Source organism: Streptomyces sp. C36, from assembly GCF_040932295.1.
Lineage (GTDB): Bacteria > Actinomycetota > Actinomycetes > Streptomycetales > Streptomycetaceae > Streptomyces > Streptomyces triculaminicus.
Genome location: NZ_JBFQGI010000005.1, coordinates 17905 through 31030, shown reverse-complemented (window position 1 = coordinate 31030; position 13126 = coordinate 17905). Strand labels below are relative to the sequence as shown.

The following is a 13126-nucleotide window of genomic DNA, read 5'->3' as shown; positions in this document are numbered from 1 at the left end:
CCGCGTCCGGGGCCACAGGCGCCCCGGGCCCGGACCGGGCCCGGGACCTCAGCCTCGTACGTGGCAGTCCGCGAGGTGGTCGTTCACCAGTCCGCAGGCCTGCATCAGGGCGTAGGCCGTCGTCGGACCGATGAAGCGGAACCCCCGCTTCTTGAGGTCCTTGGCCAGCGCCGTCGACTCCGGTGTGATCGCGGGCACGTCGGCGAACGTCCGCGGCGCGGGCCGCCCGGCGGGCGGGGCGTACGACCAGACGATCCCGTCGAGCTCACCCGGCGCCAGCTCGGCCGCCGCCCGGGCGTTCGCCAGCGCCGCCGCGATCTTCGCGCGATTGCGGATGATGCCCGGGTCGGCCAGCAGTCGCTCCTCGTCCGCCGCGGTGAAGGCCGCCACCTTGGGAATGGAGAAGTCCGCGAAGGCGGCGCGGAACCCCTCCCGGCGGCGGAGGATCGTCAGCCACGACAGCCCGGACTGGAAGGACTCCAGGCATATCCGCTCGTAGAGGGCGTCGTCGCCGTGCACCGGCCGGCCCCACTCGGTGTCGTGGTACGCGCGGTAGTCCGCGCGGGACTCCGCCTCCAGGCCCCACGGGCAGCGCGCCAGCCCGTCCGGCCCGATGACCGCTCCGCCGTCACTCATCCTTCTCCCCCTCCTCCACGGCCTTCCCGGCCCGCGGCGCGTCCTGCGCACCGGCCGCGTCGGCAGTGGCCGCGTCGGCAGCGTCGGCAACGTTCGTCCCACGCGTCATCAGACCGAGGCCGCCTATCGCCGCCGCCTGCGCCCCGGCCAGCGCGGCCTCCAGCTCGGCGATGCGCGCGTCGCGCTCGGCGAGCTCGGCGCCGAGCCGGTCCAGGGCGTCGTCGGTCTCCGTCATGCGGTAGCCGCGCAGCGCCAGCGGCAGCCGCAGCGACTCCACGTCGGCACGGCCCAGCTGCCGGCCGGCCGGCAGCGGCCAGGCCATCCGGTCCTGCCCGGCCTCGGGCAGCACACCGCCGCTGCCGCCCCCGGCGACGGCGAGCGTCACCGCGGCGACCACCACGACCAGCGCGATGAGCAAGAACCAGAACACGGCTGTCTCCCCGTATGTCCTCCGTCAGCCAAACCGTCCACCCCGATCGTGCCATGCCGCACTGACAGTTAAGGTCGCTGGCGGACCTTGGAGAGGGAGTACCGAAGATGCTGCGCCTGGGACGACGCGAGTTCGACACGCACGAGCCGGTGATCATGGCGATCGTCAACCGGACCCCCGACTCGTTCTACGACCAGGGGGCCACCTTCGCCGACGAGCCCGCCCTGGCCCGGGTGGAGCAGGCCGTGGCCGAGGGCGCCGCCATCATCGACATCGGCGGGGTGAAGGCGGGCCCCGGCGCCGAGGTGAACGCCGAGGAGGAAGCCCGGCGGACGGTCGGCTTCGTGGCCGAGGTGCGCCGGCGTCACCCGGACGTGGTCATCAGCGTCGACACCTGGCGGCACGAGGTCGGCGAGGCGGTCTGCGAGGCGGGCGCGGACGTGCTCAACGACGCGTGGGGCGGGGTGGACCCCAAGCTGGCCGAGGTCGCGGCCCGTTACGGGGCGGGGCTGGTGTGCACGCACGCGGGCGGCGTCGCCCCGCGCACCCGGCCGCACCGGATCGCCTACGACGACGTGATGGAGGACATCCTGCGGGTCACGGTCGGGCTGGCCGAGCGGGCCGTGGAGCTCGGGGTGCGGCGCGACGCCATCATGATCGACCCGGGGCACGACTTCGGGAAGAACACCCGGCACTCGCTGGAGGCCACCCGGCGCCTGGAGGAGATGACGCGGACGGGCTGGCCGGTGCTGGTCTCGCTGTCCAACAAGGACTTCGTCGGCGAGACCCTCGACAAGCCGGTCAAGGAGCGCGTCCTGGGCACGCTCGCCACGACGGCCGTCTCGGCGTGGCTGGGTGCTCAGGTCTACCGCGTCCACGAGGTGGCGGAGACCAAGCAGGTGCTGGACATGGTGGCCTCCATCGCCGGCCACCGCGCGCCCGCGGTGGCCCGGCGAGGGCTGGCCTGACGGCCCGGCGGCGGACGGCCGGCCAGGGGGTGTCCGATGGGTCGGTGCGGGCCCTGTGGTGTCCGGTGCGGTGCATCGCAAGGCGGAGTATCTGCCTCGGACTGGGCGTCCTTGGCTGATGCGACAACGCGGCGAGGTGCTGTGCCGGGCGCCGCAGGGCTTGTGCCGACCCGTCGGACACCCCCTAGGCGCCCGCCTCCTTCGTGACGACGCCGATGGCCTCCTCCACGTCGTCGGTGATGTGGAACAGCTGCAGGTCCTGCGGTCCGGCCTTGCCCTGGGCGACGAGGGTGTGGGTGAGCCAGTCCACCAGGCCCTGCCAGTAGGCGGTGCCGAAGAGCACGATCGGGAAGCGGGTGACCTTCTTCGTCTGGACGAGCGTGAGCGCCTCGAAGAGCTCGTCCAGCGTGCCGAGGCCGCCCGGCAGCACCACGAACCCGCTCGCGTACTTCACGAACATCGTCTTGCGGACGAAGAAGTACCGGAAGTCGACGCCCAGGTTCACATAGGGGTTGATCCCCTGTTCGAAGGGCAGCTCGATGCCGAGGCCGACGGAGACGCCGCCGGCCTCCATCGCGCCCTTGTTCGCGGCCTCCATCGCGCCGGGCCCGCCGCCGGTGATGACCGCGAAGCCGGCCTCCACCAGGCCGCGCCCGATGGCCTCGCCGGCCTCGTACTCCGGCGAGCCCGGCTTCGTCCGGGCCGAGCCGAACACACTGATCGCCGGGGGCAGTTCGGCCAGCGCGCCGAAGCCCTCGACGAACTCGGACTGGATGCGCAGGACCCTGAACGGGTCCTCGTGCACCCAGTCGGCCGCCCCCCGGGTGTCCAGCAGATGCTGGTCGGTGGTGCCCGCCTGCATCTGGCTCTGCCGCCGTACGACCGGCCCCCGGCGCTGCTCCCGCGGGACGCGCGCCCCCTCGGAATGGACCATACCGAGCTCCCTCCGCTGCATGTCGTCGGATTCGATGCGCTTCAGGGTAGGCCCGCGAAGGGGCCGTACCGTCAGCTCGTCAGCTCGTCAGCCAGGCCCGCAGCCGCTCCTCGCACTGCGTGATCCGCTCGGCCACCACGTGCTCGTTCCGCTTGTGGGCGTAGAGCGGGTCGCCCGGGCCGTAGTTGACGGCGGGGACGCCGAGCGCGCTGAAGCGGGCCACGTCGGTCCAGCCGAACTTGGGCCGGGCCGCGCCGCCGACGGCCTCCATGAAGGCCACGGCCGCCGGGTGGGTGAGCCCCGGCCGGGCGGCGGGCGAGTGGTCGTCGACGACGAACTCCGTCACGCCGCAGCCGTCGAAGAACTCGCGCACGTAGGCGAGCGCCTCCTCCTCGGTGCGGTCCGGGGCGTAGCGGAAGTTCACCGTCACGGCACAGGCGTCGGGGATGACGTTGTTGGCGACGCCGCCCTCGATCCGTACGGCGTTGAGGCCCTCGTGGTACTCCAGGCCGTCGACGAGGGGCCGGCGCGGCTCGTACGCGGCGAGGCGGGCGAGGACCGGGGCCGCGGCGTGGACGGCGTTGGAGCCCATCCAGGCGCGCGCCGAGTGGGCGCGCTCGCCCTCGGTCCTGAGGATCACCCGCAGCGTCCCCTGGCAGCCGCCCTCGACCTCTCCGTCGGAGGGCTCGAGGAGGATGGCGAAGTCGCCCGCCAGCCAGTCCGGGTGCGCCTCGGCGACGTGGCCGAGGCCGTTGAGGTGGGCGGCGACCTCCTCGTTGTCGTAGAAGACGAAGGTCAGGTCGCGGTTGGGCGTGGTGACGGTCTTCGCGACGCGCAGCTGGACGGCGACGCCGGACTTCATGTCGCTGGTGCCGCAGCCCCACAGGACGCCGTCTTCGTCCAGCCGGGAGGGGACGTTGTCCGCGATGGGGACGGTGTCGATGTGCCCGGCCAGGACGACGCGCTCGGCGCGCCCGAGGTGGGTGCGGGCGACCACGTTGTTGCCGTGGCGGTCGACGGTCAGGTGCGGCAGGGCGCGCAGTTCGCGCTCGATGGCGTCGGCGAGGGCCTTCTCGTCACCGCTCTCGGAACGGAAGTCGACGAGCGCTGCGGTGAGGGCGACGGCGTCGAGGGACAGGTCCAGTGCGGTGTGATCCATGCCGGCGAGCCTAACGCGACCGCCGGTACGGTCCGGAGCGGTCCGGGACCGGTCTCTGAAGTAACGTGGCCCGCATGTCCCGGATCATCGTCACCCGCCGTGGCCGACTGCTGCGCACCGTGGCCGCCTGCGCCGTGCTGCTGGCGCTGGTCGGGTACGTGGTGGCGCAGCTGGTGACCGGCGGTCCGGGGGCTCCGCGCTGTGTGGTGCGGGCGAACGGCGAGTCGTACTCCCTCTCCCCCGAGCAGGCCGTGAACGCGGCGACGATCTCGGCCGTGGGGTCCGCCCGCGGACTTCCGGAGCGGGCGGTGACGATCGCGCTGGCGACCGCGATGCAGGAGTCGGGGCTGCGCAACATCCATCACGGCGACCGCGATTCGCTGGGCCTGTTCCAGCAGCGGCCCACCCAGGGCTGGGGCACCGCGCGGCAGATCACGGATCCGGTCTACGCGGCCGGGAGGTTCTACGACCACCTGGTGCGGGTGCCGGGCTATTCGCGGCTGCCGCTGACGGTGGCCGCGCAGAAGGTGCAGCGCAGCGGCTTCCCGCAGGCGTACGCCAAGCACGAGCCGGACGCCTCGCTGCTGGCCTCGGGTCTGACGGGCCGCGCGGCGGGCGCGTTCAGCTGCACGAAGAGCCCGGACGACGGCAAGGCGGGCGATCCGGTGGCGGTGCGGGCGAAGCTGGTCCGCGAGTTCGGCTCCGGGGTGCCGCCCGCGACGATGGCCGACACGGGCCGCGCCGGGGCGGCCGCGTCGCGCACGGTGGTGGTGCCGGTGCGTGCGGACCGGGAGGCGGCGCCGGACGAGCCGGCCCGGCGCGGCTGGGAGCTGGCGTCCTGGGCGGTGGCCCATGCGGCGGAACTGCGCATCGAGCGCGTTTCCTTCGGCGGCCGGGCGTGGACGGCGGAGGATTCCGCGGACGGCTGGCGGGCGTCCGGCCGTGAGGCGGCCGGGGACGCCGCCGGGACCGTTCGCATCACGACCGTTCGTTAGTGCGATCGTCCCCTCTCCGGAGGTAAGTGCCGCATACGGGAGTTGCCGCGCCCCGCGCCGCCTCCCGCCATCCGCACGCTTGCCCGACGGACCCCCGTCGACCTTGTGATCAAAGGCTTTTCGGCCTTACCGATCGATTGACAACCTGACCGGTTTGACGGGGTTTCGGTAGAGCTGATTATGCGACGCATTACTTACTCTTTACCTTGGCCCACCGCAACCTTCGAGGGGCTCACGCGGTAGTCACAGCGTCCGCTCGCCGGACTGCAACCGACCTCCCACTCCGTCAAAGGAGCAACATGTCCCTCCCCCTCACGCGCCGGATCGCCCGCGTGGCCCTGCTCGTCGCGGCGGGTGCCGCTCCCGTCGTCGGCGCGGCCGGCTCCGCCAGCGCGGCGGCGCTGCCCCAGGCCACGGACCTCGCGCCGGTCAGCGCGCTGGACACCACCACCGCGAGCAAGACCGTCGGCGCTGCCTCCGAGCAGGCCGGATCCGTCGCGTCGGGCGTCGGGAGCAAGGCCGTCCACACCGCCGTACCGGCCGCCACCGGCGCGGTGCAGAAGGCCGGCAGCGAGACCCTCCCGGCCGTCAACAAGCAGGCGGGCAAGGTCGTCGGCAGCGGCGCCCAGGCCCTCGGCGGCACCGTCCAGGGCGCGACCAAGGGCGGCCTGCCCCAGGTTCCGCTGGGCGGCTGACCGGACCGGCACACGGCACCGAGAAGCACCGAGGGGGCCCGGGAGTACATCTCCCGGGCCCCCTTCGCGTAGGCGTCGTGCGTAGCGGCTACTGGGCCAGACGGCGGACCGCCGCCTCCACACGCTCATCGGTCGCGGTGAACGCGACGCGTACGAAGCGCTCGCCCGCCACGCCGTAGAACTCGCCCGGCGCGACGAGGACGCCGCGCTCGGCGAGGCTCCCCACCGTCTCCCAGCACGGCTCGTCCCGCGTCGCCCACAGGTACAGCGAGGCCTCGCTGTGCTCGATCCGGAAGCCGGCGCCCTCGAACGCGGCGCGCAGCGCGGCCCGGCGGGCCGCGTAGCGAGCGCGCTGCTCGGCGACGTGGGCGCTGTCGCCCAGCGCCGCGACGGTGGCGGCCTGGACGGGCGCGGGGATCATCATTCCGCCGTGCTTGCGGATCTGCAGCAGCTCGCCGAGGACGGCCGCGTCGCCGGCGAGGAACGCCGAGCGGTAGCCGGCCAGGTTGGAGCGCTTGGAGAGGGAGTGGACGGCGACGAGACCCTCGTACGAGCCGCCGCACACCTCCGGGTGCAGCACGGAGACCGGCTCGGTCTCCCAGCCCAGCTCCAGGTAGCACTCGTCGCTGAAGACCAGCACGTCGTGCTCGCGCGCCCAGGCCACCGCGGCGCGCAGCTCGTCCTTGGAGAGCACCCGGCCGGTGGGGTTGGAGGGCGAGTTCAGCCAGAGCAGCCGCACGCCCGTGGGGTCGAGCTCCGTGGGGTCGTCGTAGACGACGGGCTCGGCACCGGCCAGGCGCGCGCCCACCTCGTAGGTGGGGTAGGCCAGGCGCGGGTAGGCGACCTTGTCCCCGGCGCCGAGGCCGAGCTGGGTCGGCAGCCAGGCCACCAGCTCCTTGGAGCCGACCACAGGCAGCACGTTCGCGTGGGTCAGCCCCTCGGCGCCCAGGCGGCGCTCGGCCCACCCGGTGAGCGCGTCCCGCAGCGCGGCCGTGCCCCAGACCGTGGGATAGCCCGGGCTGTCGGCGGCGTCGGTCAGGGCCTGCCGGATCACCGCCGGCACCGGGTCGACGGGGGTGCCCACCGACAGGTCCACGATGCCGTCGGGGTGGGCGGCGGCCGTGGCCTTGTACGGCTCGAGCCGGTCCCAGGGGAAGACGGGGAGGCGGGAAGAGACTGCGCTCACGGTGCTCGCTGCTCGCTCTCTTGCGTGAGGGAGGGGTGGTGCGTGGTGCGTGGGGAAACGCCGCGGCCCCGTACGGCTCAGGGCCGTACGGGGCCGCGGCGGTGCCGCTCAGCCTTCGGACTGGGGCGGCAGCTCGGCGATGAAGGGGTGGTCGCGCTCGATCAGGCCCAGCTTCGAGGCACCACCGGGCGAGCCGAGCTCGTCGAAGAACTCGACGTTCGCCTTGTAGTAGTCCTTCCACTCCTCGGGAGTGTCGTCCTCGTAGAAGATGGCCTCGACCGGGCAGACCGGCTCACAGGCACCGCAGTCGACGCATTCGTCCGGGTGGATGTACAAGGACCGGGAGCCCTCGTAGATGCAGTCGACGGGGCACTCCTCGATGCACGCCTTGTCCTTCACGTCGACACAAGGCTGCGCGATGACGTAGGTCACGCTGTCGTTCCTCCTCGGTAGGGCTCATTTCGCGCGGGAGCGCGGCGTCGTCGATGCCCACACCTAGTATCTCCCTCCCCGGGCACATGACGAACAAGAGGGGCTGGCAGAGCTGTGGAATTCACCACGGGCGGAAGGCTGGAAGTCCGGATCAACGCCGCGGACGTGGGCAAGCGTGTCTCCGTACGGCACTTGAACGCCTCCGGAACGTCGCCGGAACGCTTCACCGACGCCGTCGGCATGCTCGACTCCTGGGAGGACGGTGTGCTGCGGATCACACGCCGGAACGGCGAAACCGTCGAGATCCCGGAGTCCACGCTGGTCGCCGGCAAGGTCGTGCCGATGACGCCGGCCCGGCGGCGCGGCCCCGCCGCCACGCTCCGTGAGCTCCAGGAGACCGCCTCCCGCGGCTGGCCGCCGCGCGAGAGCGAGCGGCTCGGCGACTGGACGCTGCGGGCGGCCGGCGGCTTCACCGCCCGGGCCAACTCGGTGCTGCCCCTGGGCGACCCCGGGCTGCCGCTGCCGGCGGCGCTGGACCGGGTGACCGCCTGGTACGCCGAGCGCGGGCTGAGCGCGTGTGTGCAGGTCACCACGGGTGACCCGGACCGGGACGCGCTGCTGGACGCCGAGCTGGAGCGCCGCGGCTGGGCCGCCGAGCGGCACGCCCTGATGCTCACCGCCGCGCTGGCCCCGATCGCCGATACGGGTGCCGACACCGGGCGGGTGCGGTTGACCCGCGAGCCGGACGAGGCCTGGCTGGCCGCCTACGGGCGTACGGGCGCGGCGAGCGAGGACGCGACGGCGGTGCTGACGGGCGGGCCGTCGGTGTGGTTCGCGACCGTGCCCGGCGAGGCCGGCGAGGAGCGCCCGGCGGCCATAGCGCGCTGTGTCGTCGACGGGCGCTGGGCGGGCTTCGCGGCCCTGGACGTGCGCCCCGAACGGCGGCGGGAGGGGCTGGGCACGCTCGTGATGGCCCGGCTGGCCGAGCAGGCCCTGAGCGAGGGCGCCTCGGCCGCGTATCTGCAGGTGGAGACGGACAACGGCCCGGCGGCCGCCCTCTACGACGAGCTCGGCTTCACCACCCACCACGGCTACCACTACCGTCGCGAGCCGCTGCGCCGGCCGTGAGCGCGGTCGCACCATGGAGACCGGCGGTGGCTGCGCCACCGCCCCGAGCGGGTACGAGGCACCCATGTACGACGACATCACCGGACGACGGCGGGACTTCACCGAGGCGGCCCGGGAGGACCGGCCCGACCTCGCGCTGCTGTGCCTCATGGTCGCCGCGGAGGCCGGCGCGGGGCTGCCCGAGGAGGACATCGACGCGGCCCAGATCGAGCTGGACCGGCTGGCCGGGCTGCTGCCCGCGCTGGGGCGGCACGCCGAGCCGCGGCGCTGGGCCGAGGCCGTCGCCGGGCTGCTCGGCGAGCGCTGCGGCTTCCACGGCTCGCCGGCCGACTACCGCAGGCTGGAGTCCTCGCTGCTCCCCGAGGTCCTCAGGCGGCGGCGCGGCCTGCCGATCCTGCTGTCGGTGGTGTGGATGGAGGTGGCCCGGCGGGCCGGCGCGCCCGTGTACGGGGTCGCGCTGCCGGGCCACTTCGTCGTCGGCTTCGGCGACCCGGCCGGCCGGCACGTCCTGGCCGACCCCTTCGACGGCGGCCGGACGCTGTCCGAGGAGGAGGCGGGCCTGCTCGTCGCGGGCGCGACGGGCGCACCGCTGGCGCCGTCGATGTTCTCCCCGGCCGAGCCCCTGGAGATCGTCCTGCGCGTCCTGAACAACATCCGCGCCTGGGCCGCCGCCCGCCCCGAGCGCAGCGACGTCCAGCTGTGGGCCGTCGAGCTGTCCCTGCTGCTCCCCACCCACCCGGCCCGGCTGCGCTACGAACGCGCCGAGCTCCTCGTCGAGCGCGGCGACTTCGTCCGCGGCGCCCGCGAGCTGGAGGAGTACGCGGCCGTCATCGACCCCGTGGAGCCGGCGGCGGCCGAGTCCGTCCGCCAGCAGGCGCTCGCCGCGCGGGCCATGCTCAACTGAGGGCCGCCCGGGCCGGGGCGGCTCAGAGCCAGCCCTTGTCCCGGGCGATCCGTACGGCCTCCGCGCGGTTGCGGGCGCCCGTCTTCTGGATCGCCGTGGAGAGGTAGTTGCGCACGGTGCCGTGCGAGAGGTGCAGCGAGGCGGCCAGCTCGGCGTTGGTGGAACCGTCGGCGGAGGCCGCGAGGACCGCGCGCTCGCGGTCGGTGAGGGGGTTGGCGCCCTCGGCCAGCGCGGCGGCCGCGAGCGTGGGGTCGATGACGCGTTCGCCGCGCAGCACGCGGCGCACCGCGTCGGCCAGCTGGGCCGCCGGGGCGTCCTTGACCAGGAACGCGTCCGCGCCGGACTCCATGGCCCGGCGCAGATAGCCGGGCCGGCCGAAGGTCGTGAGGATCACGACCTTGAGGCCCGGCAGCTCCCGGCGCAGCAGGGCCGCCGCGTCCAGGCCGGTCATTCCCGGCATCTCGATGTCCAGCAGGGCCACGTCGACGGGGGTGGCGCGGGCGGCGGCCAGCACCTCGTCGCCCCGGGCCACCTGGGCGACGACGTCGATGTCGCCCTCCAGCCCCAGCAGCGCGGCCAGCGCCTCTCTGACCATGGACTGGTCCTCGGCGAGGAGGACACGAACGGCGGCATCTGCGGGCGGCGGTGCTGAGGTCACGCCGACAGCGTAGAGGTCAGGCCGCGACCCGTCGCGAGAGCGGTACGTACGCCCGCAGGCGGAACCCGCCGCGCGGCCCGGGCCCGGTCTCCAGCCGGCCGTCGGCCAGGGCGAGGCGCTCGGTGAGGCCGGTCAGGCCGTTGCCGTGGGCGCCCCCCGGCCCCCGGCCGTCGTCGGTGACGGTCAGGCACAGCTCGTCCCCCGTCTCCTCGACCGCGATCTCGCAGCGGCGCGCCCCGCTGTGCCGCACCACGTTGGTCACCGCCTCCCGCAGCGCCCACGCCAGCGCCCCCTCCTCGTCCGGAGGGAGGTCGGCGTGGCCGGAGTCGTCGTGGCCGACGGAGACGCGGGTCAGGTCGGCGGCGATGCCGGCGGCGGCCAGGGCGGTCCGCGCCCCGGCCAGCTCGGCGTCCAGCGTGGGGCGGCGGAAGCCGCTCACCGCCTCCCGGACGTCCACCAGCGCCTGCCGGCTCACCCGCTCGATGTCGGCGACCTGCTGGGCCGCCGCCTCGGGCTTGTCCGGCAGCATCCGCCCGGCCAGCTCGCTCTTGAGCGTGATGAGCGAGAGCGAGTGCCCCAGCAGGTCGTGCAGGTCCCTGGCGAGCCGCAGCCGCTCCTCGTTCGCGGCGAGGTGCGCCACCGTGGCCCGGGCCTCGCGCAGCTCCCGCATCGTGCGGCCCATCTGGACGACGGCCATCATCGCCCCGCCGCCCAGCAGCGTGGGCAGGACCAGCAGCAGCATCTCGGCCGTGCCGAACCCGTTCAGCACGCCGAGCGCGGCCACCGTCAGCGCGATGGCCGGGACGACCCGCAGCCCCCACTTCAGCGGCAGCTGGACGCCGCTGGAGATGGACACGTAGACCAGGAGCACCGTCCACGACGGCCCGAGGGTCAGCGTCAGCGTGACCGCCAGCACGTACAGCCCGCCCAGCAGGCGGTTCCGCCAGGGGACGAGGCGATCCGGGCGCGGGCCGAGGACCAGGAAGAAGTAGCCGAGGACGAAGGAGACCAGCGCGACCCACCCCACGGCCGTCACCGCGGCCGTGTGCCGGTCCTCGGTCAGGTCCTCCACCGCGTAGTAGAGGTAGGACATGTAGAGGAAGGTCCAGCAGCCCTTGGCGATCATCTGCCGCCAGTCCTCCGGCGCCCTGCCGACCTGGATGAAGCCGCCCACCACCGGCTGGTCCCCGTGTTCGTTCACCCTCGTAGTCTCCCCCGGACCCGGCAGCGGCCATGACATGGCGTCACGCCTTGTGGGTGTCCTTGCGGTACAGCCACGCGGCCGCGCCGCCGAACAGGGCGAGGTAGGCGACCATGATGGCCACGTCCTTCAGGTGCGGTGCGCCGCCCTGCTCGATGGCCTGGCCGAGCGCGGCGTAGGCGTGGGTGGGCACCCACTCGGCGATGTCCTGCAGCCACTGCGGGAAGACGGTCGTCGGCATCCACAGGCCGCCCAGCATCGACAGGCCGAAGTAGATGATGAAGGTGATGGGGCGTACGGCGTCGCCCGTGGCCAGGTAGCCGACGGCCACGCCGAGCGCGGCGAAGACGATGCTGCCGGCCCAGATCACGGCCGTGAGCGCGAGCCACTGCCACGCCGCGTCGAAGCGCACGTCCTTGACGATCGCGGCGACGGCGAACACGGCCAGGATCGACGGGAGCGAGACCACGGCGGCCGAGGCGACCTTCGCCATGACGTAGCCGCGCCCGGGCAGCGAGGTGAGGCGCAGCTGGCGCACCCAGCCCTTCTCCCGCTCCTTGGCTATCTTCTCGCTGTTGCCGACCAGGACGGCGGTGATCGCGCCGAAGGAGGCCATCGACACCATCATGATCAGGGGCAGGGTGAGGCCGGTGTCCCCGACCTTCTCCGTGGCGCTCGCGCCACCCGCGATCATCAGATAGAGCGCCGCCGGATAGATCACCGAGAAGAACATGAACTTCTTGTTGCGCAGGGTGCGCGTGATTTCCAGCTTGATCAGGGTGTTCATCGGGAAACCGCCTCCTCGGCGGCCGCGGCGTCGGTGATGGCGATGAAGGCCTGCTCCAGGCCCAGGCCCGCGACCTCGAGGTTGCGGGGGTAGAGGCCGAGCCCGTACAGGGCGTGCACGGTGGCGTCGGCGTCGTGGGACTGGATGCGGACCGTGCGGCCCGAAATCTCCAGGGAGGCCAGGAACGGCAGCTCGCGCAGGGCGGCCTCGCCGATGTGCCCCTCGAGGTCGAAGACGATGCGGCGGGCGCCGGCCTTCGCCTTGATCTCGGCGGCGGAGCCGTCCGCGAGCACGCGGCCGCGGTGCAGCACGATCACGCGGTCCGCGATCGCGTCGGCCTCCTCCAGGTAGTGGGTGGCGAACAGGACCGCGCGGCCCTCGTTCGCCTGCTGCCGCATCACGCCCCAGAACGCCTGGCGGGCCGTGACGTCCATGCCGGTCGTCGGCTCGTCCAGCACGATCAGGTCGTTGGCCCCCGCCGTGGCCATGGCGAACCGCACCCGCTGCTCCTGGCCGCCGGAGAGCTTGTTGACCATGCGGTCGGCGATCTCGGTGATGCCCGCCTGCTCCATGACGCGCTCGAGCGGGTACGCGTTGCGGTGGAGGTCGCAGGCCAGCTTCACCAGCTCGCGGACCTTCACGTCCTCCATCAGCCCGCCGGACTGCAGCATCGCGCCGACCCTGCCCTGCTCGATGGCCTGCTGCGGCGTGGTGCCGAAGACCTCGACGCGGCCCGCGTCGGGGTTGCGCAGGCCCAGGAGCAGGTCGAGGGTGGAGGACTTGCCGGCGCCGTTCGGGCCGAGCAGGGCGACGGTCTCGCCGGGGTACAGGTCCAGGTTCAGGTCGGAGACGGCCCGCACGGTGCCGTAGCTCTTGCTGACGTTCTCGAAGCTGACCACGGGTGAGCCGGTCCGATGCCGCCCGTCCCCCGTGATCGCGGTAGCGGTTGTGGTCATGGGGAAATCATCGCGAGAACGCGGCGCGGGCGGCAGTGTCAGCCGTCGTGAGCCCGC

General features: G+C 73.4%; 15 protein-coding genes. 5 read left to right on the top strand and 10 right to left on the bottom strand.

Annotated features, from left to right (window positions below; all coding sequences use genetic code 11):
* Positions 1 to 48 precede the first annotated feature (48 nt).
* Positions 49 to 636 carry a DNA-3-methyladenine glycosylase I gene (locus AB4K12_RS16505; protein ID WP_086571055.1) on the bottom strand — a complete coding sequence of 196 codons (588 nt, stop codon included), beginning with the start codon at positions 634 to 636 and terminating at the stop codon, positions 49 to 51.
* The gene (locus AB4K12_RS16500; RefSeq protein ID WP_368434920.1) at positions 629 to 1066 is read right to left on the bottom strand and encodes a cell division protein DivIVA; all 438 of its coding nucleotides are present in this window, start codon (positions 1064 to 1066) and stop codon (positions 629 to 631) included. The genes AB4K12_RS16505 and AB4K12_RS16500 overlap by 8 nt, the downstream gene beginning before the upstream one ends.
* Before the next feature lie 107 nt (positions 1067 to 1173).
* Between AB4K12_RS16500 and folP the strand changes: the two genes are divergently transcribed.
* The gene (folP, locus tag AB4K12_RS16495) at positions 1174 to 2034 is read left to right on the top strand and encodes a dihydropteroate synthase (RefSeq protein ID WP_368434919.1); all 861 of its coding nucleotides are present in this window, start codon (positions 1174 to 1176) and stop codon (positions 2032 to 2034) included.
* Between the two features lie 184 nt (positions 2035 to 2218).
* Here the strand turns inward: folP and AB4K12_RS16490 are convergent, their stop codons facing one another.
* Both AB4K12_RS16490 and dapE read right to left on the bottom strand, forming a co-directional pair.
* Positions 2219 to 2968 (bottom strand): TIGR00730 family Rossman fold protein, encoded by a 750-nt coding sequence (locus AB4K12_RS16490; RefSeq protein WP_368434918.1) that lies wholly within the window; start codon positions 2966 to 2968, stop codon positions 2219 to 2221.
* A 79-nt stretch (positions 2969 to 3047) separates the two neighbouring features.
* Positions 3048 to 4127: a succinyl-diaminopimelate desuccinylase gene (dapE, locus tag AB4K12_RS16485; RefSeq protein ID WP_368434917.1), complete on the bottom strand. Its 1080-nt coding sequence runs from the start codon at positions 4125 to 4127 to the stop codon at positions 3048 to 3050.
* A 74-nt stretch (positions 4128 to 4201) separates the two neighbouring features.
* Here dapE and AB4K12_RS16480 point away from each other — a divergent pair, with 74 nt between their 5' ends.
* Complete coding sequence (locus tag AB4K12_RS16480; RefSeq protein ID WP_368434916.1) at positions 4202 to 5122, top strand: hypothetical protein; 921 nt, start codon at positions 4202 to 4204, stop codon at positions 5120 to 5122.
* A gap of 299 nt (positions 5123 to 5421) precedes the next feature.
* On the top strand, positions 5422 to 5817 hold the full coding sequence (locus AB4K12_RS16475) for a hypothetical protein (protein WP_086571046.1): 396 nt from the start codon (positions 5422 to 5424) through the stop codon (positions 5815 to 5817).
* An 88-nt stretch (positions 5818 to 5905) separates the two neighbouring features.
* Here the strand turns inward: AB4K12_RS16475 and dapC are convergent, their stop codons facing one another.
* Positions 5906 to 7003 (bottom strand): succinyldiaminopimelate transaminase, encoded by a 1098-nt coding sequence (gene dapC, locus AB4K12_RS16470; protein WP_368434915.1) that lies wholly within the window; start codon positions 7001 to 7003, stop codon positions 5906 to 5908.
* Positions 7004 to 7111: 108 nt separating this feature from the next.
* Complete coding sequence (fdxA, locus tag AB4K12_RS16465; RefSeq protein ID WP_086571042.1) at positions 7112 to 7435, bottom strand: ferredoxin; 324 nt, start codon at positions 7433 to 7435, stop codon at positions 7112 to 7114.
* Between the two features lie 114 nt (positions 7436 to 7549).
* Here fdxA and AB4K12_RS16460 point away from each other — a divergent pair, with 114 nt between their 5' ends.
* Complete coding sequence (locus AB4K12_RS16460; protein ID WP_368434914.1) at positions 7550 to 8563, top strand: GNAT family N-acetyltransferase; 1014 nt, start codon at positions 7550 to 7552, stop codon at positions 8561 to 8563.
* 64 nt (positions 8564 to 8627) lie between these two features.
* Positions 8628 to 9467, top strand: coding sequence for a tetratricopeptide repeat protein (locus AB4K12_RS16455; RefSeq protein ID WP_368435264.1), 840 nt, complete (start codon positions 8628 to 8630; stop codon positions 9465 to 9467).
* A gap of 22 nt (positions 9468 to 9489) precedes the next feature.
* On the opposite strand, the gene AB4K12_RS16450 is transcribed toward AB4K12_RS16455, so the two are convergent.
* From AB4K12_RS16450 to AB4K12_RS16435, 4 genes are all read right to left on the bottom strand, one after another.
* Positions 9490 to 10062, bottom strand: coding sequence for a DNA-binding response regulator (locus tag AB4K12_RS16450; RefSeq protein ID WP_368435263.1), 573 nt, complete (start codon positions 10060 to 10062; stop codon positions 9490 to 9492).
* Between the two features lie 79 nt (positions 10063 to 10141).
* Positions 10142 to 11326, bottom strand: a complete 1185-nt coding sequence (locus tag AB4K12_RS16445) for a sensor histidine kinase (protein ID WP_368434913.1) — start codon at positions 11324 to 11326, stop codon at positions 10142 to 10144.
* 43 nt (positions 11327 to 11369) lie between these two features.
* Complete coding sequence (locus tag AB4K12_RS16440) at positions 11370 to 12113, bottom strand: ABC transporter permease (protein WP_368434912.1); 744 nt, start codon at positions 12111 to 12113, stop codon at positions 11370 to 11372.
* On the bottom strand, positions 12110 to 13069 hold the full coding sequence (locus AB4K12_RS16435) for an ABC transporter ATP-binding protein (RefSeq protein ID WP_368434911.1): 960 nt from the start codon (positions 13067 to 13069) through the stop codon (positions 12110 to 12112). The genes AB4K12_RS16440 and AB4K12_RS16435 overlap by 4 nt, the downstream gene beginning before the upstream one ends.
* Positions 13070 to 13126: the final 57 nt, after the last annotated feature.

Coding starts and splice junctions, on each gene's coding strand:
- AB4K12_RS16435 (WP_368434911.1), bottom strand. CDS start 13,069: ATGACCACAACCGCTACCGCGATCACGGGGGACGGGCGGCATCGGACC.
- AB4K12_RS16490 (WP_368434918.1), bottom strand. CDS start 2,968: ATGGTCCATTCCGAGGGGGCGCGCGTCCCGCGGGAGCAGCGCCGGGGG.
- folP (WP_368434919.1), top strand. CDS start 1,174: ATGCTGCGCCTGGGACGACGCGAGTTCGACACGCACGAGCCGGTGATC.
- AB4K12_RS16480 (WP_368434916.1), top strand. CDS start 4,202: ATGTCCCGGATCATCGTCACCCGCCGTGGCCGACTGCTGCGCACCGTG.
- AB4K12_RS16475 (WP_086571046.1), top strand. CDS start 5,422: ATGTCCCTCCCCCTCACGCGCCGGATCGCCCGCGTGGCCCTGCTCGTC.
- dapE (WP_368434917.1), bottom strand. CDS start 4,127: ATGGATCACACCGCACTGGACCTGTCCCTCGACGCCGTCGCCCTCACC.
- AB4K12_RS16450 (WP_368435263.1), bottom strand. CDS start 10,062: ATGGTCAGAGAGGCGCTGGCCGCGCTGCTGGGGCTGGAGGGCGACATC.
- AB4K12_RS16440 (WP_368434912.1), bottom strand. CDS start 12,113: ATGAACACCCTGATCAAGCTGGAAATCACGCGCACCCTGCGCAACAAG.
- AB4K12_RS16505 (WP_086571055.1), bottom strand. CDS start 636: ATGAGTGACGGCGGAGCGGTCATCGGGCCGGACGGGCTGGCGCGCTGC.
- AB4K12_RS16455 (WP_368435264.1), top strand. CDS start 8,628: ATGTACGACGACATCACCGGACGACGGCGGGACTTCACCGAGGCGGCC.